Genomic DNA, 21,185 nt, shown 5'->3' with positions numbered 1-21,185 from the left:
CGCGCCACATGCTTTGCCTATCGGGCCGTTTGAGAATATCAATTAGCCCGGGCCCGGATGATGACGCATAATCACGTTTTGTCGCGGTACGCCGCCGCAGCAGCCGACTCACCGGTCCCACGCCGGGGCACGCGGCAGCGGCACCGCTCTCATTGCAACCGTATCAGGAGAAGTCTATGAAGACCGTTGGTGACAAGCTCGAAGCCTTCCACGTCGTCGGTGTCAAGCCGGGTTTCAACAATCACGAAGAGAACGGCCAGTCGGCTTTCGAAGACATCACTGAGAAGTCGTTCGAAGGCAAGTGGAAGATCATCTACTTCTACCCGAAGGACTTCACCTTCGTGTGCCCGACGGAAATCGTGGCCTTTGCCAAGCTGAATGGCGACTTCGCCGACCGCGATGCGATCGTGCTGGGCGGCTCGACCGACAACGAGTTCGTCAAGCTGGCATGGCGCCGCGAACACAAGGACCTGAACAAGCTGAACCAGTGGCAATTCGCCGACGTGACCGGTTCGCTGATCGACCAGCTGGGCGTGCGTGACCACGCCGCCGGCGTTGCCCTGCGCGCGACCTTCATCGTCGACCCGGAAAACACCATCCAGCACGTTTCGGTGAACAACCTGAACGTCGGCCGCAACCCGGACGAAGTCCTGCGTATCCTGGACGGCCTGCAAACGGACGAGCTGTGCCCGTGCAACCGTGCGGTTGGTGGCGCCACGCTGTAATTTCTGACCGTCGCCAGACGCCGTGGCGATCCGCGGAGGGCCCCGCCCTCCGCATCGAAACCCGCTTGCGCGGGTTTTTTGAGCCCTGATCGATAGGAGAAATAAATGGAATTCCTCAGCACGATTAAGAATCTTATCCCCGACTACGCCAAGGACATCCGCCTGAACGTCGACGGCACCATCGCCCGTTCCTCGCTGGAAGGCAACGATGCGGTCGGCGTGGCGCTGGCGGCGGCATTCGCGGCGCAGAGCAAGGTGCTGGTGGACGCCATCCGCAATGCCGGCGTGCTGTCGCCCGAGGAAACCAACGGCGCGCTGACCGCGGCCGCGCTGATGGGCATGAACAACACCTGGTATCCGTATGTCGAGATGGCCGACGATCCGGACCTGGCCAGCCAGCCGGCCGGGCTGCGCATGAACGCCTACGCCACCCATGGCGGCGTGGACAAGCGCCGTTTCGAGATGTACGCGCTGGCCGCATCGATCGTGGGCAAGTGCCACTTCTGCGTGAAGTCGCACTACCAGCTGCTGAAGAATGAACAGGGCATGACCGCGCAGCAGCTGCGCGACGTCGGCCGCATTGCCGCGGTGATCGTGGCCGCGGCCAACGTGATCGCGGCCCAGTAAGGCATCCGCGCGCCCCCGCGCCCTCCCTGGCGGCCCGGCAACGGGCGCCGTAGCACAACAGCCGGCAGCTTCCCATCGGAACTTGCCGGCTGTCCCCATCCTGCAACCGTCATGGCCGCATCCTGCGCGGGCGCGGCGATCCGCCTACAATCCAGGCAGGATCCGCACTTTCAGCCTGCCATGACCCTGCCTTCGCCGACTTCCCCCCGCTTCCATTACCGCCTGGCGGCGGTGCATGACTGGGGCGATATCGCCGCCGTCACGCAACAGGCCTACGGGCAATACGAGCTCGCCATCATGGAAGATTGCCGCGCCTCGTTCCAGCGCGGCATGCAGGCCGTGCTGGCGACCAGCCACCCGGACATGGAATGGTGGGTGGCGGAGACCGATCACGGCATCATGGGCGCGGTGCTGTTCTGCCACCCGGGCGCGACACTGCCGGCGCTGGACGGCAGCACCATCACCCTGACCCAGCCCGAAGCACGGCTGCTGTCGGTCAGCCCGCAGGCGCGCGGCCTGGGGCTGGGCCGCACGCTCATGCAGATCTGCATCCAGCGCGCGCGCGATATCGGCGCGTCGACGCTGGTGGTGCGCACCATGCCCGAAATGGCGTCGGCCAACCGCCTGTGCCAGCAAATGGGATTCACCAAGCGCACCGAGGCCGGCGCACGCAGCGGCGCGATGGCGCGGCTGATCGACTACACCTACGCCATCCCGCCCGAAGACACCGCGGCGGACACGCCGCGCGCCTGAGTTCAGTCCTGCGCGTCCGCCACCGAGGCGCGCCAGAGCAACACCGCGGCCTGCGCCACGATGCCTTCCTGGCGGCCTTCGAAGCCCAGCTTCTCGTTGGTCTTGGCCTTGACGTTGCAGCGCCCGCGCGCAATCGCCAGGTCTTCGGCCAGGTTGGCCACCATGGCGCCGATATGCGGCGCCAGCTTGGGCGCCTGCGCGATCACCGTGGCGTCGACATTGCCGATCTCATAGCCGGCCTCGCGCACGCGGCGTGCCGCCTCGCGCAGCAGCGCGCGGCTGTCGGCGCCAGCGAAGCGTGCGTCGGTGTCGGGGAAATGACGGCCGATATCGCCCAGCGCGGCCGCGCCGAAGAGCGCGTCGGTGACCGCGTGCAGCAGCGCATCGGCATCGGAATGGCCCAGCAGGCCACGGTCGTGCGGGATCTCGACCCCACCCAGGATCAGCTTGCGGCCGGGCACCAGCGCGTGGACGTCATAGCCCTGTCCCACCCGGATATCGAAAGGCATCATGCGGTCATGCTCCTTTGGCGTGGCTGCCCAGCAGCACTTCGGCCAGCGCGAAGTCCTCCGGGTAAGTCACCTTGAAATTGCGCAGCGAGCCGTTGACCAGCCGCGGATGCAAGCCCAGGCGCTCGATCGCGCTGGCCTCGTCGGTCACCACCGCGCCGGCCGCCATGGCGTCCTGCAGCGCCTGGCGCAGCACGCCCAGGCGGAACATCTGCGGCGTCTGGGCCTGCCACAGCCCTTCGCGCGGCACCGTGGCGCCGATACGGGCATCGTCCTGGGCCCGCTTCAGCGTATCCGGCACCGGCACCGCCAGGATGCCGCCGATGGCGGCGTCGGGATCGTCGTCGCCGTCGCTTTCCACCGCGCGCACCAGCGCGTGGATCATCGCCGGGGTCAGGCCCGGGCGCGCGGCATCGTGCACCAGCACCCAGTCGGCGTCGGTCGCGCCCAGCTGCGCCAGGTGGTGCAGGCCCGCCAGCACCGAGGCATGGCGGCTGTCGCCGCCGACAAAGGCGGTATCGAAGCGCAGCCCGGCAAAGGCGGCCGCGCCGAAGCGCGATTCCAGCGGCATGTCGTCGGGGGCCAGTACCAGCGCGCTGGCGCTGATGGCGTCGCACGCCGAGAACGCCGCCAGCGCGTACCAGATCATCGGCCGGCCGGCCACGGTCTGGTATTGCTTGGGCACGGCGCCGCCGGCACGGCTGCCGGTACCGGCACAGGGAATCAGGGCAAAGCGGCGAGCGGACACAGGATCGGCGTGGAGTGAAAAGAAGCGCGGGACTGCCGGCCGGCCCGGCCAATGGTGCGGCACCACGGGCGGCTGCGGGACAACCGGTGCGCATTCTATAATACGGCCCTTGCCGGTCGCCATGCCGCTTCGCCGTAACCGGCAGGGCGCCACCGGCACCTGGAGTCCCCGGTTCCGACCCCCGCCCGCAATGCCGGCGGGGCGTCGTCGTTTTGAACGCCCCCTGCCGACATGCCTGACGCCACGCCCGCCTTTCCCTTTGTCAACCTGCCGCTGGTCAAGCCGGGGCTGCGCCACAGCGTGGCCGGCCTGCGCGGCTCCGCCGATGCGCTCGCGGTGGCCGCTTATGCGCGCCAGCACCGCGAGCGCGCGCCGATGCTGGCGGTGGTGTGCTCGCATGCGGTCGATGCGCAGCGCCTGGCCGAGGAGATCCCGTGGTTCGCGCCGGAGCTGCGCGTGCGCCTGCTGCCCGACTGGGAAACCCTGCCCTACGACAGCTTTTCGCCGCACCAGGACCTGGTGTCCGAGCGCCTGGCGACCCTGCACGACATCCAGACCGGCCAGTGCGACGTGATGCTGGTGCCCGCCACCACCGCGCTGTACCGGCTCGCGCCGCCGGCCTTCCTGGCCGCCTACACCTTCTTCTTCAAGCAGGGCGAGCGGCTCGACGAGGCCGCGCTCAAGGCACAGTTCACGCTGGCCGGCTACGAGCACGTCAGCGCGGTGATGCGGCCCGGCGAATACAGCGTGCGCGGCGGCCTGATCGACCTGTACCCGATGGGCTCGGCGCTGCCATACCGCATCGACCTGTTCGGCGACGAGATCGAGACCATCCGCGCCTTCGATCCGGACACGCAGCGCAGCCTGTATCCGGTCAAGGAAGTGCGGCTGCTGCCCGGGCGCGAGTTCCCGCTCGACGAAGCCGCGCGCACCGCCTTCCGCGGCCGCTGGCGCGAGGTGTTCGAAGGCGACCCGACCAAGTCGCCGATCTACAAGGACATCGGCAACGGCGTGCCGTCGGCCGGCATCGAATACTACCTGCCGCTGTTCTTCGAGCACAGCGCCACCGTGTTCGACTACCTGCCCGCCGACACCCAGCTGGTATTCGCCGGCAACATCGACGAGGCCATCCGCCGCTTCTGGGCCGACACCACGCAGCGCTACAACTTCATGCGCCACGACCGCGAGCGCCCGCTGCTGCCGCCCGCGGACCTGTTCCTGTCCGAGGAGCAGTTCTTCGTCGCCGCCAAGCCGATGGCGCGGCTGGTGCTGCAGGTGGAAGCCGGCGCGGAGATGCCGGCGTTCTCGGGCATCCTGCCCGACGTCGCGGTCAACCGCCGCGCCGAAGACCCGCTGGTCAACCTGGAGTCGCTGCTGCTCGACCGGCAGACCCGCGTGCTGATGTGCGCCGACTCCGCCGGCCGGCGCGAGACGCTGCTGCAGCTGTTTGCCGAAAGCGGCCTGCGTCCGCATCCGGTCGATGACTTTGCCGCGTTCCTGGCCGGCGACGCGCATTTCTCGATCGCGGTGGCGCCGCTGCAGAGCGGCTTTGCGCTGCCGCAGGCGCAACTGGCCTTCGTCACCGAAGCCGAGCTCTACGCCGGCACCGCGCGCCGCACCGGCCGCCGCAAGCAGGAGCAGGCCTCGGCCGTCGATTCGATGGTGCGCGACCTGGCCGAGCTGAAGATCGGCGACCCGGTGGTGCACAGCGAGCACGGCATCGGCCGCTACCAGGGCCTGGTGACGCTGGACATGGGCCAGGGCGACGAAGAGTTCCTGCACCTGGACTACGACAAGGGCAGCAAGCTGTACGTGCCGGTGCACCAGCTGCACGTGATCTCGCGCTATTCGGGCGCCGATCCCGATACCGCCCCGCTGCACCACCTCGGCTCGGGCCAATGGGACAAGGCCAAGCGCCGCGCTGCGCAGCAGATCCGCGACACTGCCGCCGAACTGCTCAACCTGTACGCGCGCCGCGCCGCGCGCGAGGGTTTCGCCTTCCCGCTCTCGCCGAAAGACTACGAGACCTTCGCCGAAAGCTTCGGCTTCGAGGAAACCCCCGACCAGGCCGCCGCGATCGCCGCGGTGATCGCCGACATGACTTCGGGCAAGCCGATGGACCGGCTGGTCTGTGGCGACGTCGGCTTCGGCAAGACCGAGGTGGCGCTGCGCGCGGCCTTTGTCGCCGTGCTCGGCGGCAAGCAGGTGGCGATGCTGGCGCCGACCACGCTGCTGGCCGAACAGCATTTCCAGACGCTGTCCGACCGCTTCGCCGAATGGCCGGTGCGCATCGTCGAGCTGTCGCGCTTCAAGACCAAGAAAGAGATCGACGCGGCCATCAAACAGATCAACGAGGGCAGCGTCGACATCGTCATCGGCACCCACAAGATCCTGTCCGACCAGGTGAAATTCCAGCGCCTGGGCCTGGTCATCATCGACGAGGAGCACCGCTTCGGCGTGCGCCAGAAGGAAGCGCTGAAGTCGCTGCGCGCCGAGGTCGACGTGCTGACGCTGACCGCCACGCCGATCCCGCGCACGCTGGGCATGGCGCTGGAAGGGCTGCGCGACTTCTCGGTGATCGCTACCGCGCCGCAGAAGCGGCTGGCGATCAAGACCTTCGTGCGGCGCGAGGAAGACGGCGTGATCCGCGAGGCCATCCTGCGCGAGCTCAAGCGCGGCGGGCAGGTCTACTTCCTGCACAACGAGGTCGAGACCATCGAGAACAAGCGCGCGAAGCTCGCCGAGCTGGTGCCCGAGGCGCGCATCGCGGTGGCGCACGGCCAGATGCACGAGCGCGAGCTGGAGCGCGTGATGCGCGACTTCGTCTCGCGCCGCGACAACATCCTGCTGTGCACCACCATCATCGAGACCGGCATCGACGTGCCGACCGCCAACACCATCCTGATCCACCGCTCAGACAAGTTCGGGCTGGCGCAGCTGCACCAGCTGCGCGGCCGCGTCGGGCGTTCGCACCACCAGGCCTATGCCTACCTGCTGGTGCATGACGTCGACGGCCTGACCAAGCAGGCGCAGCGCCGGCTCGAGGCGATCCAGCAGATGGAGGAACTGGGCTCGGGCTTCTACCTGGCCATGCATGACCTGGAAATCCGCGGCGCCGGCGAGGTGCTGGGCGACAAGCAGTCGGGCGAGATCCACGAGATCGGCTTCCAGCTATACACCGACATGCTCAACCATGCGGTCAAGGCGCTGAAGGCCGGCAAGGAGCCCGACCTGATGGCGCCGCTGGCCGCCACCACCGAGATCAACCTGGGCACGCCGGCGCTGCTGCCCAACGACTACTGCGCCGACGTGCACGAGCGCCTGTCGCTGTACAAGCGGCTAGCCAACTGCGAGACCCCCGAGCGCGTCGACGATATCCAGGAAGAGCTGGTCGACCGCTTCGGCCGGCTGCCGGCGCAGGCGCAGGCGCTGGTGGAAACGCACCGTCTGCGCATCGCCGCGGCGCCACTGGGCGTGCGCAAGATCGACGCCGGCGAAGCCGCCATCAGCGTGCAGTTCGTGCCCAACCCGCCGATCGACGCGATGCGCATCATCGACCTGGTCCAGAAGAACCGCCATATCAAGCTGGCGGGTCAGGACAAGCTGCGCATCGAGGCCAAGATGCCGGACGTGGCGGTGCGCGCGCAGACCATCAAGCATACGCTGCGGCAACTGGCGTAGCGCCGATGCCGGGCGTGCATGGACGCGGCGCGCGGCCGGGTGTAGCATCGATTCCTTAACAAGTTAGCGATAACGCCCCATGCCGACCCAAGCCGCCCCCGCCCAAGCCGCTCCAGCCCATTCCCGCCAGCCCGTCCCTGAAACCGCCGCGCGCGGCAGCGCGCTGGAATGGACCCAGCGTCTGGTCGCGTACGACACCACCAGCCGCAATTCCAACCTGGGACTGATCGAGTCGGTGCGCGACCATTTCCTGGCCAAGGGGTTGAAGCCGCATCTGAGCTACAACCCGCAACGGGACAAGGCCAACCTGTTCGTCACCGTGCCCGCGGCCAATGGCGAAACCAACGGCGGCATCGTGCTGTCCGGCCATACCGACGTGGTGCCGGTGGACGGCCAGGCCTGGACCACCGACCCGTTCAAGCCGGTGGTGCGCGACGGCAAGCTGTACGGCCGCGGCACCTGCGACATGAAGGGCTTTATCGGCACCAGCCTGTCGCTGCTGCCCGCCATCCTCGAGGCCCGCCTGCGCGAGCCGGTGCACTACGCGCTGTCGTTCGACGAAGAGATCGGCTGCATGGGCGCGCCCTACCTGCTGGCCGAACTGCGCGAGCGCGGCGTGACTCCCGGCGGCTGCATCGTCGGCGAACCCACCAGCATGCGCGTGATCGTCGCGCACAAGGGCATCAATGCCTACCGCTGCTGCGTGCGCGGCCAGGCCGCGCATTCGTCGCTGACGCCGCGCGGCGTCAACGCCATCGAATACGCGGCGCGGCTGATCTGCTTCATCCGCGACATCGCCGACGAGTTCAAGGCCAACGGCCCCTACGACCAGGCCTTCGACGTGCCCTACACCACCGCGCAGACCGGCACCATCCAGGGCGGCATTGCGCTCAACACGATCCCGGCGCTGTGCGAGTTCGTGTTCGAGTTCCGCAACCTGCCCGGCGTCGATCCGGAAGCGATCTACGCGCGCATCCAGGCCTACGCCAACGACGTGCTGCTGCCGAAGATGCGCGCCGAACATGCCGATGCCGACCTGACGCTGAGCAAGATCGCCGCCGCGCCGTCGCTCGACGTGGCCGAGCAGGAAGCGATCACGCAACTGGTACGCGCGCTGACCGCGGACCGCGACACCAACAAGGTGGCCTACGGCACCGAGGCCGGGCTGTTCCAGCGCGCGGGCATTCCGGCGGTGGTATGCGGGCCCGGCGATATCCAGCAGGCGCACAAGCCGGACGAGTTCGTTGCGCTGGAACAGCTGGCCGCGTGCGAGGCGTTCCTGCACAAGGTGGTGGACAGCCTGCGCGTGAGCTGACTGCCGGCGTATCGAACCCTTGCTCCCCTCTCCCTTTGGGAGAGGGGAGCAACCACTTTGCATTCCACGGTGCATTGCATTTTGCAGAGCGCCGACCACACCGCCAGCATCAGACCAACAACAACGAAGGAGATCCTGCATGGCCGTACGTCGCACCGCATCCCGCTCCACCACCCGCTTCGCCCTCGCCGGCCTGGCCCTGGCCGCCGGCCTGCTGTGCCACAGCGCGCAGGCGCAGACGCCTGCCGCACCCGCCGGCGCCGATGCGCTGCATGCCCAGATCGAAACCCGCGCCAGGGCGGTGGAAAAGCAGCTGATCGCCTGGCGCCGCGATATCCACCAGCATCCCGAACTGGGCAACTACGAAACCCGCACCGCAAAGCTGGTGGCGGACCACCTGCGCAAGCTCGGCATGGAGGTAAAGACCGGCGTGGCCAAGACCGGCGTGGTCGGCGTGCTCAAGGGCGGCAAGCCCGGACCGGTGGTGGCGCTGCGCGCCGACATGGACGCGCTGCCGGTGAAGGAGCGCGTCGACGTGCCGTTCGCGTCCAAGGCCAAGGGCCAGTACCTGGGCAAGGAAGTCGACGTGATGCACGCCTGCGGCCATGACACGCACGTGGCAATCCTGATGGCCACGGCCGAGGTGCTGGCCGGCATGAAGGACCAGCTGCCCGGCTCGGTCAAGTTCATCTTCCAGCCGGCCGAGGAAAGCCCCGCCGACTTCGAGCCCAACGGCTCGAACATGTGGGGTGCCAAGCAGATGGTGGCCGAGGGCGTGCTGGACAACCCGAAGGTCGACGCGATCTTCGGCCTGCACGTCACCAGCGGCATCGAATCGGGCAAGCTGGGCTGGCGCAGCGGCGCGTCGATGGCCGCGGCCGACCAGTTCTGGATCGACGTCAAGGGCCGCCAGACGCACGGCGCGCGGCCGTGGGGCGGGATCGACCCGATCGTGGTGGCGTCGCAGATCGTGATGGGGCTGCAGACCATCCAGAGCCGCCAGGTCAACGCCATGCTGGAACCGTCGGTGATCACCGTGGGCACCTTCCACGGCGGCAACCGCATGAATATCGTGCCGGAAAAGGTCGAGATGATGGGCACCATCCGCACCTATGACGAAGGCATGAAGAAGGACATCCACGCCCGCATGAAGCGCACCACCGAGGCGATTGCGTCGAGCGCCGGCGCCGAGGCGAATTTCCGCGTGGTCGAGCTGTACAACGCCACCATCAACCAGCCGGCGCTGACCGAGAAGATGGCGCCCACGCTGCAGCGCGTGGCCGGCGACGGCAACTGGATGATCACGCCCAAGGCCACCGCCTCCGAGGACTTTTCGTTCTACCAGGAGAAGGTGCCGGGCCTGTTCTTCAATCTCGGCGTGACGCCCAAGGGACAGGATGTGACCAAGGCGCCGTCGAACCACTCGCCAGAGTTCTATGTGGATGAGCCGGCGCTGATCAACGGCGTGCGCGCGCTGTCGAGCCTGACCGTGGACTACATGGTGATGGCGCAGCGCTGAGCGCATCGCCCGTGCGCGCCGCGGGGGGCTACAATAGCGTTTTTGCCGCGTTGCAGCCCCCTCCGCCTTGCCGACGACCGCGGCAAGCGCCCGATTTTCCGTCCGCCATGCCCCTGATCCTGCAGAGCCTCGCCCCGCTGTCCCCCGCCGACCTCGACACCGCCCGCACCCTGGCCCGTGCTTCCGCACTGGTGCCGCGCAGCGACACCGTGGCCGTGGCCGAGGACTGCGCACCACTGACGCCGGCGCTGCGCGACGCGCTCGATGATTTCTGCGGCCCGCGCGCGATCGACTGGGCAGTGGTGCCGGCCGGGCGCAAACTGTCCGACTTCCGCCTGGTGGCGATGGATATGGACTCGACCCTGATCACGATCGAGTGCATCGACGAGATCGCAGACTTCTGCGGCCTCAAGGCCGAGGTTTCCGCCATCACCGAAGCCGCCATGCGCGGCGAGATCACCGACTTCAACGAAAGCCTGCGCCGCCGCGTGGCGCTGCTCAAGGGGCTGGACGCCACCGTGCTGGAGCGCGTCTATGCCGAGCGCCTGCGGCTGTCGCCGGGCGCGGAGCGCATGCTGGAATCGGTGCGCGCGCTGGGCCTGAAGACGCTGCTGGTATCCGGCGGCTTCGTGCACTTCACCGACCAGCTCAAGCCGCGCCTGCAGCTCGATTTCACCCGCGCCAACACGCTCGAGATCGTCGACGGCAAGCTGACCGGCAACGTCGTCGGCGAGATCGTCAACGCCGACGTCAAGGCCCGCACCGTGCAGGAAATCTGCGCGCAGATCGGCGCCACGCCGGACCAGGCCATCGTCATGGGCGATGGCTCGAACGACCTGAAGATGATGGCCGTGGCCGGGCTGTCGGTGGCGTTCCGCGCCAAGCCGGTGGTACGCGCACAGGCCAGCGTCGCCTTCAACCACGTCGGCCTCGACGGCCTGCTGGCGCTGTTCCCGCACTGATCCCCCGCCAGGCGCCTCGCCTTCTGAAGCGTCCGCCGCGCGCGGACGCCGCTCGCGCGCCGTCGCCGCGCGGGACGTTCCCGGTGCAGTGAACTCCCCGAAAAGGTATCAGGCACCGTCGTCATTCCCGCGCAGGCGGGAATCCAGCGTCTTTTGCTGTCACGGGGTTCCCGCTGGCGCGGCAACGACAGTGGCAAACTGAACACCCCCCAAGCCGGTGCTTGCGCACACAAATGCGAATCATTATTATTAATGTTTCGTTGATCTGACATTGCCCCATGCAAGTTCTGGCCGTCCTTCTTGGCCTGGCTGCGGCCGCGTGCCTGTACCTGGCTGCGCCCAACCAGGTGTTGCTGCCGCCTGGCATCCTGACCCGCCCGCGGCTGGCCGGCTGGCTGGGGCTGGCGCTGACCTGTGTCAGCACCTGGCTGTGGAGCCTCAGCGATGGCTGGCCGGTCGCCATCGCCGCCAGCCTGGTCACGGTGCCGTGCGCCCTGTCGGTATGGCCATTCATCGGCACCTGGGCGGCAGGCAAGCGCCACGGCGCGCGGGGGCAGCAAGCATGAGCGCGGACACCTCCGGCATGGGTACCAAGTGGCTGGCCGGCACGCTGCTCGGCCTGCCGCTGGCGATGGTGCTGTGCACGCTGGCGATCCTGGCCCTGCCGGGCGGCTGGCAAACCGGCATCGTCGCATCCGTGACGGCCTGCCTGCCGGTGTGGGTAGCGATCATCAGCGCCAGCCTGCTGTTCCGTTCCAGCCGCAGTGCGTGGCTATGGCTGGGCGGCGCCAACCTGCTCGGCTTCGGCGTGCTGTGGGCGCTGCGCCTGGCCGGCCTGGCGCCGGCCGCACTGGCCGCCCTGCCCACTCCCTGAGATTGCCATCATGAAAACCGCAACCCTGCGCCTGTACCAGACGCTGCACACCTGGGTCGGCCTGATGGCCGGCTGGGCCCTGTTTATCGCCTTCTTTGCCGGGGCGATCACCGTATTCCACCACGAGCTGCATGTCTGGCAGTCGCCGTCACGGCTCAAGGGCAGCGCGCCGGTCGAGGCCCAGGCGGACCCGGCCGCGGTCGACCGCTTCATGCAGAAGCTGGTCGCGATCCATCCCGAAGCCGCGGCCAGTGCCTACGTGATCATGCCGTCGGAGGGCGAGCCCAGTATCTCTGCCTACTGGCAGGACAAGGCCGGCGAGTGGCAGATGACCACCGATGCGCGCCTGGCCGGCAACGCGGCGATGCAGCGCGACACCTCGCGCGACCACGTCATGGGCGAGCTGTCGGCGTTCCTGAACAGCCTGCACTATTCGCTCGGCATCCCGGTCGGTGGCATCTATTTCATGGGCGCGATCTCGGTGCTGTACGGGCTGGCGCTGGTGTCCGGCGTGCTGCTGCACCTGCCGCGGCTGAAGAAGGACCTGTTCGCGGTGCGCCCCGGGCGCAACCTCAAGCGCTTCTGGATGGACACGCACAACGTGCTGGGCCTGTTCAGCCTGCCCTTCCACCTGGTCTTTGCCATCACCGGGGCGCTGTTCTGCCTGTCGCTGGTGCTGATGATGGTGTTCAACACGCTGACCTTCAACGGCCGCCTGTTCGAGGCGGTGCCGACCGCCACCACCGCGGTGCCGGAAGTTGTCGCCGCAGGGCGCGCGGTGCCGACGCTGCCCACCGCCACGCTGATGCAGATTGCGCGCGAACACGGCGGCGAGCGCTTCACGCCAGAATCGTTCCGCTTCCAGCGCTACGGCGACGCCAACGCCGTGGTCGAAGTGCGCGGCACCAGCACGCGGGCGCTCGGCAACCTGGGCTCGGTCGGCATCCACGCCGCCAGCGGCGAACCCAATGCCGGCCAGCTGACGGCCAACCAGACCGCCGGCGCGCGCGACGGCAACCACGGGCTCTACAGCGCGCTGTACGCGCTGCATTTCGGCACCTTCGGCGAGCTGCCGGTGCGGCTGGTCTACCTGCTGGCCGGCCTGGCCGGCGCCTTCCTGTTCTATTCGGGCAACCTGCTGTGGATCGAATCGCGGCGCAAGCTGCGCCAGGCCGAGCAGCCGCGCGTGCATCGCCTGCTGGCGCAGGCCACCGTGGGCGTCTGCATCGGCTGCTGCATCGGCGTGGCGCTGTGCTTCCCGGCGGCGCTGCTGTGGCCCGAGCGCGCCGTCAGCCAGACCTATTTCATCGTGTTCGGCCTGGCCTGCGCCTGGGCGCTGCTGCGCGCGCCCGTGCGCGCCGCGGTGGAGCTGCTCTATGCCGCCGCGCTGGCCGCGCTGACGGTGCCGCTGTCGAACGCGATCCTGACCGGCGACCACCTGCTGCACAGCATCCCCAGCGGGCACTGGATCATCGCCGGCTTCGACCTCGGCGCGATCGCACTGGCCGCGGGTTTTGTCGCCCTCGCCCGCGCCACCGCGCGGCGCGCCCGCAGCGGGCCGGCGGAGTCGGTCTGGGCCATGCCGCGGGCAGGGCTGGCGCAACCAGGCGCCAGCGCCGCTGCCGGGGCCAAGGCGATGTCCGGCACCGAGTCGCGCTGAAGCGCTGCCGCAATAAAAAAACGGACGCCGCGGCGTCCGTTTTTTGTTGTCGGGACTGCCCTACACTAGCAAAGGTCAACCACCGCGAGCCCAACCATCATGGAACCGACCTTCCACCAGTTTTCAGAACTGTTCGACCAGCTTGGCCTGGCGTCCGACGAAGCCAGCATCCGCAACTTCATCGGCAAGCATGCGCCGCTGCCCGAGACCCTCGAGCTGGCCGAAGCCCCGTTCTGGACGCCCGCCCAGGCCGCCCTGCTGCGCGACGAGCTGCTCGACGACGCCGACTGGGCCGAAGTCGTCGACCAGCTCAACCTGGCGCTGAGGCAGCCAGCCTGAAATTGTCGCCCGCTCAGGCGGACAGCGTGGCCTCGATCGCCTGGCGCAGGTCGGCGATCAGGTCGCGCGTGTCTTCCAGGCCGATATAGAGCCGCACCAGCTCGCCGGTATCGTGCCAGCCCGCCGGCGGCCAGGTGCCGGCCGGGCGCATGCCCTGCACGTGGTACGGCACCGCCAGGCTGTGCGCGCCGCCCCACGACCAGCCGATGGCAAACAGCTGCAGGGCCTCGACGAAGGCATCGACCTGCTGGCGCGTATAGCGCTCGCGCAGCACGATGGCAAACAGCCCGCTGGCGCCGGTGAATTCGCGGCGCCAGTTGGCATGGCCGGGACAATCCGGCAGCGCGGGATGCAGCACGCGGGCCACCTCCGGCCGCTGGCGCAGCCATTCGGCCACCTCGCGTGCGGCGCGGTCATGCGCCGCCAGCCGCACCGGCAGGCTCGGCAGCGCGCGCAGCACCAGGTGGCAGTCGTCGGCGGACACGCCCCAGCCCATCAGCATGCGGGCGCGCTTGAGCCGGCCGTGCAGGGCATCGTCGCAGGTCAGCACCGCGCCCATCAGCACGTCGCTGCCGCCCGACTGGTACTTGGTCAGCGCCTGCACCGAGATATCGATGCCGTGCTCGAACGGGCGGAAGTAGACGCCGGCCGACCAGGTATTGTCGATCGCGGTCAGCACGCCGCGCGCACGCGCCGCGGCGACGATGGCGCCGCAGTCGGGCACTTCCATCGTCACCGAGCCGGGCGACTCCATCCAGATCAGACGCGTGTTGGGCTGGATCAGCCCGGGCACCGCGGCGGCGTCCATGGGATCGTAGTAGCGCACGGTCACGCCGAAGTCGCGCGCCAGCCACTCGCCGTGGTCGCGGTTGGGGCCGTAGACGTTATGCGGCACCAGCACGTCGTCGCCGCTCTTGAGCAGCGCGAAATACACCAGCGAGATCGCCGCCAGGCCCGACGGCTGCAGCAGCGTGTGGCGCGCGCCCTCGAGCAGCGCCAGGTGCTGGCACAGCGCCTCGCTGGTCGGCGTGGCATGCAGGCCGTAGCGCCAGTAGGTGGTGGCACCGTCGCCATGCGCGCGCAGTTCGGCAAGGTTGCGGAACACCACGGTCGAGCCGCGGTGCGTGGCCGGGGAGAACGAGGCAAAGCCAGGAGCGATGTCCAGCTCAGGCTGGACCGCGACGGTCTGCAGGTAATGGGATGCGGGCTTGTCGGATGGGGAATCGGACACGGCGGTTTCCTTGCTGGCTGCCGGGCGGGGCCGCGTCACCCAGCCAATGCGGCGGAGTGCTTTAGAGTGCGGCACAGTCAGGCATGAGACGCGATGAGCCTCCGAGCTTACCAGCAAATGCCGCCCGCGCCACCGGGAGGCTTCAGCGCGTAGCGCCGGAAAAGGCTTACCAGCCGGAAATCGACGACTTTGGCGGCGGCGGCGCGTAGGTGACGCCGCTGTTGGGCGTCATGTCGAACGGGGGAATCACCAGCATGCCGAGCGGGCGGATAAAGAACGGCAGCACGATGGCCGGATTGAAGGCATCGGTCCAGGTGCCGCGCACCGCGCCGCTGGCGTCGATGCTGCCTTCCCAGTTGCCCGACACCCGGGTGCCGTCGTCGGACTCCTCCATCAGGAAGGCGCCGTCCTCCCACTCGCCGGCCAGCAGCCGCACGCCGGCGCCGCGGCCGCTGTATTCGCCGCGCACGCTGTCGCGTTCGTCGGGCTTGGGGCCCAGGCGCAGGCGCACCGGCTGGTCGCCGACCTTGCCGACATAGACCGGCAGCGACGCGTACTCCGGCCGCGGCGCCAGCGGCCGGGCGGCGCCGGTCGACAGCGCCGCGCCGCGGCGGGCCTCGCCGTCGCGGATGGCCTGGTTCAGGCCCAGCGCTTCACCGCCAGCGGTGGCGCCGCTCACCGGGCCGCTCGACAGCTCGGTGGCCGGCGCCGCCTGCGCCGCGCCCGCCAGGGCGAGCACGGCGGCGGCGCCAAGGGTCGTGCAAAGGTCGGTCAGCCGGGCCACGCGCAAGGCAATCCTCAGATCCGTTCGAAGATGGCGGCAATGCCCTGCCCGCCGCCGATGCACATCGTCACCAGCGCGTAGCGGCCTTGCACGCGGTTCAGCTCATGCAGCGCCTTGACCGTGATCAGCGCGCCGGTGGCGCCGATCGGGTGGCCCAGCGAGATGCCCGAGCCGTTCGGGTTGACCTTGGCCGGGTCCAGGCCAAGCGCCTTGCTGACCGCACAGGCCTGCGCGGCAAAGGCCTCGTTGGCTTCGATCACGTCCAGGTCCGACACCTGCAGGCCGGCACGCTCCAGCGCGATCTTGGTCGCCGGCACCGGGCCGATGCCCATGGTCTTGGGGTCGACGCCGGCATGGCCGTAGGACACCAGGCGCGCCAGCGGCTTCAGGCCGCGGCGCTCGGCCTCGGCGCGCTCCATCATCACCACGGCGGCGGCGGCGTCGTTCAGGCCCGAGGCATTGCCGGCGGTGACGGTGCCGTTTTCCTTGACGAAGACGGGTTTGAGCTTGGTCATGTCGTCCATGGTGGCGTCATGGCGCACATGCTCGTCGGTGTCGAAGCTGACCTCGCCCTTGCGGCCCTTGGTCACCACCGGGACGATCTGATCCTTGAAGTAACCGGCCTTGATCGCGGCGGAGGCGCGGCGGTGCGATTCCAGCGCGGCCTCGTCCTGCTGCGTGCGCGAGATCTCGTATTCCTTGGCGACGTTTTCGGCGGTCACGCCCATGTGGATGCGGTGGAACGGGTCGTGCAGCGCGCCCAGCATCATGTCGACCAGGCCGGCATCGCCCATGCGCGCGCCCCAGCGTGCCGCCGGGGCCAGGTAGGGGGCGCGGCTCATGCTTTCGGCACCGCCACCGATGGCGACGTCGGCATCGCCCAGCAGGATGGTCTGCGCGGCGCTGACGATGGCCTGCAGGCCCGAGCCGCACAGCCGGTTGACGGTCAACGCCGGGGCATTTGTGGAAACGCCGCCGTTGACGGCGGCGACGCGGCCGAGGTACATGTCGCGCGGCTCGGTCTGGATCACGTTGCCGAACACCACATGGCCGACGTCGTCGCCCGATACCTGCGCGCGGGCCAGCGCCTCGCGCACCACCAGCGCGCCCAGCTCGGCCGGGGCCACGTCCTTCAGGCTACCGCCAAAGGTTCCGATCGCGGTGCGGACACCGCTCACTACTACCACTTCACGCGTCATGACTGTCTCCATCCAGGTTATGTTGCACCGCACAGTATAGCCGCAGCGCAGCCGAAGCGAACGGTCGTACTTTTACCTAATGGCCGCCTTGCCGGCATCGTCCGCCGGGACTAGCTCAGACCTCGCCCCACAGGTCGTGGCCGTCGGCGCCGGTGATCTTCACATCGACGAACTCGCCGGCGCGGTAGCGTTGCGAAGTCCGTTGCGGCGGCGCGATATAGACCAGACCGTCGATTTCCGGCGCATCCGCCGACGAGCGGCCGATGCCGCCATCCTGGTTGACCTCGTCGACCAGCACGCGCAGGATCTGGCCGACCTTGCGCTGCAGGCGACGGGCGGACACCGCCTCGGCCACTTCCATGAAGCGGGCGCGGCGTTCCTCGCGCACTTCGTCGGGCAGCGCGCCCGGCAGGTCGTTGGCCGTGGCGCCTTCCACCGGCGAATACGCGAAGCAGCCGACGCGGTCCAGTTCGGCCTCGGCAATGAAATCCAGCAGCGTCTGGAACTCGGCCTCGGTCTCGCCCGGGAAGCCGGCGATAAAGGTGCTGCGGATGGTCAGTTCCGGACAGATCTCGCGCCAGGCGCGGATGCGGTCCATGGTCTTCTCGGCGTTGGCCGGGCGCTTCATGCGCTTGAGCACGTCCGGGTGGGCATGCTGCAGCGGCACGTCGAGGTACGGCAGCACGTGGCCATTGTTCATCAGCGGGATGATCTCGTCGACGTGCGGGTACGGGTACACATAGTGCAAGCGCACCCAGGCGCCGTACTGCGCCGCCAGCTCGCCCAGCGCCGCCACCAGCTCGGTCATGCGGGTCTTGAGCGGACGGCCGTTCCAGAAACCGGTCCGGTACTTGACGTCGACGCCGTAGGCGCTGGTGTCCTGCGAGATCACCAGCAGTTCCTTGACCCCGGCCTTGAACAGGTTCTCGGCCTCCAGCATGACCTCGGCCACCGGGCGCGAGACCAGGTCGCCGCGCATCGACGGGATGATGCAGAACGAGCAGCGGTGGTTGCAGCCCTCGGAGATCTTCAGGTAGGCGTAGTGCTTGGGCGTGAGCTTGATGCCCGCGGCCGGCACCAGGTCGGTAAACGGGTCGTGCGGCTTGGGCAGGTGCGTGTGCACCGCCTGCATCACCTCGCCCAGTGCGTGCGGGCCGGTCACGGCCAGCACCTTGGGATGCACCGACGACACGATGTCGTGTCCTGCCGCATCCTTCTTCGCGCCGAGGCAGCCGGTGACGATGACCTTGCCGTTCTCGGTCAGCGCTTCACCGATCGCGTCCAGGCTTTCCTGCACCGCTTCGTCGATAAAGCCGCAGGTGTTGACCACGACCAGGTCGGCGCCGTCATAGGTGCCGCTGATGGCGTAGCCCTCGGCGCGCAGCTGGGTGATGATCTGCTCGGAGTCGACCAGCGCTTTCGGGCAGCCAAGGGAAACGAATCCCACACGCGGACTATGGTCTTTCTGGTTCGTTGCTTCTGAGGGGTTTTTCACGTTGGAATCCGAATGTGGGGCAAGGCGCGGCGGCCGGACCGTCGATCACTGAGACAAGGCCGCCAGGCGCGAAACAGGCAATCGCGCATTTTAACCGTTTGCCGGAATTTGCCGGCGCCTGACGCACGACATGCTGCCGGGCCACGGTTACGCCGAAGTCACTCCGCGCGTTACATGCCTTGCAGGACCTGCGCGATCTGCAGCGAGTCCTGCATCCGCCGGATCGCCGCATGCAGTTCGTCCGCCTGCGGCCAGGTCCGCTTCAGGTAGCTGAGCCAGAGCTTGACGCGTCCATGCTCGTGGCACGAGGCGATGCGCGCATGCAGCTTGTTCAGGTACGTTGCGATCTGGCCCAGCACCAGCGGCCATTCTTCGGCGGACGGCGTGCTGGCCATCTGGCCGCGAATGCGCTGGGCCAGGAACGGGTCCGAGACCGCGCCGCGGCCAATCATGACGTCGTCGCAGCCGCTGACTTCGCGGCAGCGCGCCCAGTCCGAGACGGTCCAGACGTCGCCATTCGCTATCACGGGTATGTCGACGGCCGCCGCAATGCGCGCGATCCAGTCCCAGTGGGCCGGCGGCCGGTAGCCGTGGTCGCGCGTGCGGGCATGCACCACCAGCGAGGCCGCGCCGCCTTCGGCCAGCGCGGTGGCGCAATCGATGGCCAGCGCGGTATCCGACACGCCCAGCCGCATCTTGGCAGTCACCGGAATATTGGCCGGCACCGCGGCGCGCACCGACGCGACGATCCGGTTAAGCAGCGGCGGATCGGCCAGCAGCATCGCCCCGCCGCCATGCCGGTTGACCACCTTGGCGGGACAACCGAAGTTCAGGTCGATGCCGTGCGGCGACAGGGTCGCGGCATAGGCGGCATTGCGCGCCAGCCACTCGGGATCGCTGCCGAGCAGCTGGATCACCATCGGCGTGCCGCTGCGGGTATAGCCGCCGGACAGGATCTCGGGCGTGTCGCGCTCATAGACCCGCGCCGGCAGCAGCGATCCCGTCACCCGCACGAATTCCGACACGCAGCCGTCGTAACCGCCGGTATCGGTCAGCACATCGCGCAGCACATAATCGGCAAGCCCCTCCATCGGGGCCAGGAACAGCCGGCTCATGGCAGGCACCGCGCCGCGGGCACCGGCGTCGGACAGGAAGATTGGAGAAGGTGGAACATGGGACGCCGCGCAAACAAGGCGAGTCCCAGACTGAGCCGCCCAAAGATGCGATACCGAGGCCCCGGATGGGGCAAAGCGCGCATTCTACCTGCTTTGGGATGGGGCGGTTTTTCGGGAATCGGTGATTCCACACCTGTAGCCTAAAGGCTACGGTGTGGTATGCTCAGCATCCGCACAACCCAAACGTTCGACCGCTGGTGCTCCGCCTTGCGCGACAACGCCGCCAGGATTCGCATCCAGGTCCGAATCGACCGCATGCTGAACGGAAATCCAGGCGACGTGAAAGCCCTTGGCGGTGGCATCTTCGAAATGCGGGTGGATCATGGTCCCGGCTACCGCATCTATTTTCAGCGACGCGACGAAGTTCTTGTCGTTCTTCTCTGCGGTGGCAACAAGTCGACCCAGCGCGCTGATATCGAACGGGCACGCCACCTCGCGGTGAATCTTGACCTGGAGTGAGCCATGAAAGAACCAACCCGCCCTTGGGACTCGGCCGCACAACTGCGCAACGAAAAAGAAATCGCCGCCTACCTGGACGCCTGCCTGGCCGAGGCCGGCGACGACGATCGCTTCATTGCTTACGCGCTCGGCGTGGTCGCACGCGCCCGCGGCATGACGCGGCTGGCCCGCGAAACCGGCCTGTCGCGCGAAAGCCTCTACCGTTCGCTGTCGGGCGAAGGCAATCCGGAATTCGGGACGATCTGGAAGGTGATGCGGGCGCTGGGGATTCGCCTGCACGCAAGCGCCGGCTGAGCGCCGGCCCGGGTGCGGATGCGTGGCGGGCACCCGGCCCGCCGCCGCTTGTTGCTACTTCTTGTCCGGCTGGTTGAACGGGAAGGTGCCGAACATGTTCTTGGCCTGGTTCTGCATCTGCTCCTGCATCTGCACGAACAGGTTCTTGCTCTGCTCGATGTAGTTGCTCATCATGCCCTGCATCATCGGGCCCTGCATGTTCATGAACTGCGACCACATGTCGGGGCTGAACGCTTCGCCGGAATACAGGCCCTTGGAGTTCTCGGCCAGCTTGTTCTGGATGTCGATGAAGGCCTGGATGTTCTTTTCCAGGTAGGTGCCCATCATGCCCTGCATGGCATGGCCGTAGAAGCGGATGATCTGCGACAGCATCGCGCTGGAGAACATCGGCACGCCGCCGGTCTCTTCTTCCAGGATGATCTGCAGCAGGATGCTGCGCGTCAGTTCGTCACCTGACTTGGCGTCGACGACCTTGAACTCCTCGGAATCCATCACCAGCTGTTTGACGTCGGCCAGGGTGATGTAGGTGCTGGTCTGGGTATCGTAGAGCCTGCGATTGGGATACTTTTTGATCAGTCGCTCTGCGCCTTTTTTGGTCGTGGCCATCGGTGCTCTGTCCTTGTGTCGTCGCTGATTGCGCGCTGCTGCACCGCATGGGGTGCAGTGCGCAAATCGGTACCGCCCGCGCCATCTGCTGTAGTCGTGCCGGCCGTGTTGCGGCTGTTCGCGCATGGCTGCGCGCCGCGGCCCGCCGTCTCGCCCCCGCGAGGGCGATGCTGCACGACTATGGTGCTGGCTGCGCCGCTGCCCTGATTCTATGCCCAACAAAGCACTAA

At 68.0% G+C, this 21,185-nt stretch carries 21 protein-coding genes; 13 read left to right on the top strand and 8 right to left on the bottom strand.

The annotated features are described in order from the left end of the window. Nucleotides 1-176 precede the first annotated feature (176 nt). The 3 genes from U9J39_RS24385 to U9J39_RS24375 all read left to right on the top strand — a co-directional run bounded on the left by U9J39_RS24385 (nt 177) and on the right by U9J39_RS24375 (nt 2,105). On the top strand, nt 177-725 hold the full coding sequence (locus U9J39_RS24385) for a peroxiredoxin (protein WP_092317241.1): 549 nt from the start codon (nt 177-179) through the stop codon (nt 723-725). Between the two features lie 105 nt (nt 726-830). After that, nucleotides 831-1,352: a carboxymuconolactone decarboxylase family protein gene (locus U9J39_RS24380; protein ID WP_010810111.1), complete on the top strand. Its 522-nt coding sequence runs from the start codon at nt 831-833 to the stop codon at nt 1,350-1,352. A gap of 180 nt (nt 1,353-1,532) precedes the next feature. Then, a complete protein-coding gene (locus U9J39_RS24375; protein ID WP_115680074.1) occupies nt 1,533-2,105 on the top strand; it encodes a GNAT family N-acetyltransferase in 573 nt (190 codons plus the stop codon). Nucleotides 2,106-2,107: 2 nt separating this feature from the next. On the opposite strand, the gene ispF is transcribed toward U9J39_RS24375, so the two are convergent. Both ispF and ispD read right to left on the bottom strand, forming a co-directional pair. Beyond that, nucleotides 2,108-2,617: a 2-C-methyl-D-erythritol 2,4-cyclodiphosphate synthase gene (gene ispF, locus U9J39_RS24370; protein WP_115706715.1), complete on the bottom strand. Its 510-nt coding sequence runs from the start codon at nt 2,615-2,617 to the stop codon at nt 2,108-2,110. A gap of 4 nt (nt 2,618-2,621) precedes the next feature. Continuing rightward, complete coding sequence (gene ispD, locus U9J39_RS24365; protein ID WP_326348306.1) at nt 2,622-3,362, bottom strand: 2-C-methyl-D-erythritol 4-phosphate cytidylyltransferase; 741 nt, start codon at nt 3,360-3,362, stop codon at nt 2,622-2,624. 231 nt (nt 3,363-3,593) lie between these two features. Between ispD and mfd the strand changes: the two genes are divergently transcribed. The 8 genes from mfd to U9J39_RS24325 all read left to right on the top strand — a co-directional run bounded on the left by mfd (nt 3,594) and on the right by U9J39_RS24325 (nt 13,712). Then, nucleotides 3,594-7,043 carry a transcription-repair coupling factor gene (gene mfd, locus U9J39_RS24360; protein ID WP_326348305.1) on the top strand — a complete coding sequence of 1,150 codons (3,450 nt, stop codon included), beginning with the start codon at nt 3,594-3,596 and terminating at the stop codon, nt 7,041-7,043. Between the two features lie 79 nt (nt 7,044-7,122). Then, nucleotides 7,123-8,358 (top strand): acetylornithine deacetylase, encoded by a 1,236-nt coding sequence (argE, locus tag U9J39_RS24355; RefSeq protein WP_326348304.1) that lies wholly within the window; start codon nt 7,123-7,125, stop codon nt 8,356-8,358. A 139-nt stretch (nt 8,359-8,497) separates the two neighbouring features. After that, a complete protein-coding gene (locus U9J39_RS24350) occupies nt 8,498-9,877 on the top strand; it encodes an amidohydrolase (protein ID WP_326348303.1) in 1,380 nt (459 codons plus the stop codon). A 107-nt stretch (nt 9,878-9,984) separates the two neighbouring features. Beyond that, on the top strand, nt 9,985-10,839 hold the full coding sequence (serB, locus tag U9J39_RS24345; protein ID WP_326348302.1) for a phosphoserine phosphatase SerB: 855 nt from the start codon (nt 9,985-9,987) through the stop codon (nt 10,837-10,839). 278 nt (nt 10,840-11,117) lie between these two features. Continuing rightward, entirely contained in the window at nt 11,118-11,405 is a 288-nt protein-coding gene (locus U9J39_RS24340) for a hypothetical protein (RefSeq protein ID WP_326348301.1), read from the top strand. Further along, entirely contained in the window at nt 11,402-11,713 is a 312-nt protein-coding gene (locus U9J39_RS24335; RefSeq protein ID WP_116312447.1) for a hypothetical protein, read from the top strand. The genes U9J39_RS24340 and U9J39_RS24335 overlap by 4 nt, the downstream gene beginning before the upstream one ends. A gap of 10 nt (nt 11,714-11,723) precedes the next feature. Continuing rightward, complete coding sequence (locus U9J39_RS24330; protein WP_326348300.1) at nt 11,724-13,373, top strand: PepSY-associated TM helix domain-containing protein; 1,650 nt, start codon at nt 11,724-11,726, stop codon at nt 13,371-13,373. A gap of 99 nt (nt 13,374-13,472) precedes the next feature. Beyond that, nucleotides 13,473-13,712 (top strand): DUF2789 domain-containing protein, encoded by a 240-nt coding sequence (locus tag U9J39_RS24325; protein ID WP_115709167.1) that lies wholly within the window; start codon nt 13,473-13,475, stop codon nt 13,710-13,712. A gap of 13 nt (nt 13,713-13,725) precedes the next feature. Here U9J39_RS24325 and U9J39_RS24320 read toward each other — a convergent pair whose 3' ends face one another. The 5 genes from U9J39_RS24320 to U9J39_RS24300 all read right to left on the bottom strand — a co-directional run bounded on the left by U9J39_RS24320 (nt 13,726) and on the right by U9J39_RS24300 (nt 19,536). Beyond that, the gene (locus U9J39_RS24320) at nt 13,726-14,943 is read right to left on the bottom strand and encodes a cystathionine beta-lyase (protein ID WP_116312445.1); all 1,218 of its coding nucleotides are present in this window, start codon (nt 14,941-14,943) and stop codon (nt 13,726-13,728) included. A gap of 166 nt (nt 14,944-15,109) precedes the next feature. Beyond that, nucleotides 15,110-15,733, bottom strand: a complete 624-nt coding sequence (locus U9J39_RS24315; RefSeq protein ID WP_326348298.1) for a hypothetical protein — start codon at nt 15,731-15,733, stop codon at nt 15,110-15,112. 8 nt (nt 15,734-15,741) lie between these two features. After that, nucleotides 15,742-16,926: a beta-ketothiolase BktB gene (bktB, locus tag U9J39_RS24310; protein ID WP_115709161.1), complete on the bottom strand. Its 1,185-nt coding sequence runs from the start codon at nt 16,924-16,926 to the stop codon at nt 15,742-15,744. A 115-nt stretch (nt 16,927-17,041) separates the two neighbouring features. Next, nucleotides 17,042-18,421, bottom strand: a complete 1,380-nt coding sequence (gene rimO, locus U9J39_RS24305) for a 30S ribosomal protein S12 methylthiotransferase RimO (RefSeq protein ID WP_326348297.1) — start codon at nt 18,419-18,421, stop codon at nt 17,042-17,044. Nucleotides 18,422-18,591: 170 nt separating this feature from the next. Beyond that, on the bottom strand, nt 18,592-19,536 hold the full coding sequence (locus tag U9J39_RS24300; protein WP_326348296.1) for a tRNA dihydrouridine synthase: 945 nt from the start codon (nt 19,534-19,536) through the stop codon (nt 18,592-18,594). A gap of 219 nt (nt 19,537-19,755) precedes the next feature. On the opposite strand from U9J39_RS24300, the gene U9J39_RS24295 reads away from it, so the two are divergent. Then, entirely contained in the window at nt 19,756-20,055 is a 300-nt protein-coding gene (locus U9J39_RS24295) for a type II toxin-antitoxin system RelE/ParE family toxin (RefSeq protein ID WP_326348295.1), read from the top strand. Between the two features lie 3 nt (nt 20,056-20,058). Next, complete coding sequence (locus tag U9J39_RS24290; RefSeq protein ID WP_326348294.1) at nt 20,059-20,349, top strand: addiction module antidote protein; 291 nt, start codon at nt 20,059-20,061, stop codon at nt 20,347-20,349. 54 nt (nt 20,350-20,403) lie between these two features. Here the strand turns inward: U9J39_RS24290 and phaR are convergent, their stop codons facing one another. Then, complete coding sequence (gene phaR / locus U9J39_RS24285; protein WP_018004481.1) at nt 20,404-20,955, bottom strand: polyhydroxyalkanoate synthesis repressor PhaR; 552 nt, start codon at nt 20,953-20,955, stop codon at nt 20,404-20,406. Between the last annotated feature and the right edge of the window lie 230 nt (nt 20,956-21,185).

The sequence above is a fragment of the Cupriavidus sp. SS-3 genome, from assembly GCF_035818815.1.
GTDB lineage: Bacteria > Pseudomonadota > Gammaproteobacteria > Burkholderiales > Burkholderiaceae > Cupriavidus > Cupriavidus taiwanensis_C.
This window is presented reverse-complemented; position numbering and strand designations above follow the sequence as displayed.

Excerpts from the sequence above, each read along its gene's own strand:
- U9J39_RS24335 (WP_116312447.1), top strand. The coding sequence starts at position 11,402 with ATGAGCGCGGACACCTCCGGCATGGGTACCAAGTGGCTGGCCGGCACG.
- mfd (WP_326348305.1), top strand. The coding sequence starts at position 3,594 with ATGCCTGACGCCACGCCCGCCTTTCCCTTTGTCAACCTGCCGCTGGTC.
- U9J39_RS24380 (WP_010810111.1), top strand. The coding sequence starts at position 831 with ATGGAATTCCTCAGCACGATTAAGAATCTTATCCCCGACTACGCCAAG.
- U9J39_RS24375 (WP_115680074.1), top strand. The coding sequence starts at position 1,533 with ATGACCCTGCCTTCGCCGACTTCCCCCCGCTTCCATTACCGCCTGGCG.
- U9J39_RS24330 (WP_326348300.1), top strand. The coding sequence starts at position 11,724 with ATGAAAACCGCAACCCTGCGCCTGTACCAGACGCTGCACACCTGGGTC.
- argE (WP_326348304.1), top strand. The coding sequence starts at position 7,123 with ATGCCGACCCAAGCCGCCCCCGCCCAAGCCGCTCCAGCCCATTCCCGC.
- U9J39_RS24325 (WP_115709167.1), top strand. The coding sequence starts at position 13,473 with ATGGAACCGACCTTCCACCAGTTTTCAGAACTGTTCGACCAGCTTGGC.
- U9J39_RS24290 (WP_326348294.1), top strand. The coding sequence starts at position 20,059 with ATGAAAGAACCAACCCGCCCTTGGGACTCGGCCGCACAACTGCGCAAC.
- U9J39_RS24340 (WP_326348301.1), top strand. The coding sequence starts at position 11,118 with ATGCAAGTTCTGGCCGTCCTTCTTGGCCTGGCTGCGGCCGCGTGCCTG.
- U9J39_RS24385 (WP_092317241.1), top strand. The coding sequence starts at position 177 with ATGAAGACCGTTGGTGACAAGCTCGAAGCCTTCCACGTCGTCGGTGTC.
- ispF (WP_115706715.1), bottom strand. The coding sequence starts at position 2,617 with ATGATGCCTTTCGATATCCGGGTGGGACAGGGCTATGACGTCCACGCG.
- U9J39_RS24295 (WP_326348295.1), top strand. The coding sequence starts at position 19,756 with ATGCTCAGCATCCGCACAACCCAAACGTTCGACCGCTGGTGCTCCGCC.
- phaR (WP_018004481.1), bottom strand. The coding sequence starts at position 20,955 with ATGGCCACGACCAAAAAAGGCGCAGAGCGACTGATCAAAAAGTATCCC.
- U9J39_RS24300 (WP_326348296.1), bottom strand. The coding sequence starts at position 19,536 with ATGAGCCGGCTGTTCCTGGCCCCGATGGAGGGGCTTGCCGATTATGTG.
- bktB (WP_115709161.1), bottom strand. The coding sequence starts at position 16,926 with ATGACGCGTGAAGTGGTAGTAGTGAGCGGTGTCCGCACCGCGATCGGA.
- serB (WP_326348302.1), top strand. The coding sequence starts at position 9,985 with ATGCCCCTGATCCTGCAGAGCCTCGCCCCGCTGTCCCCCGCCGACCTC.
- U9J39_RS24350 (WP_326348303.1), top strand. The coding sequence starts at position 8,498 with ATGGCCGTACGTCGCACCGCATCCCGCTCCACCACCCGCTTCGCCCTC.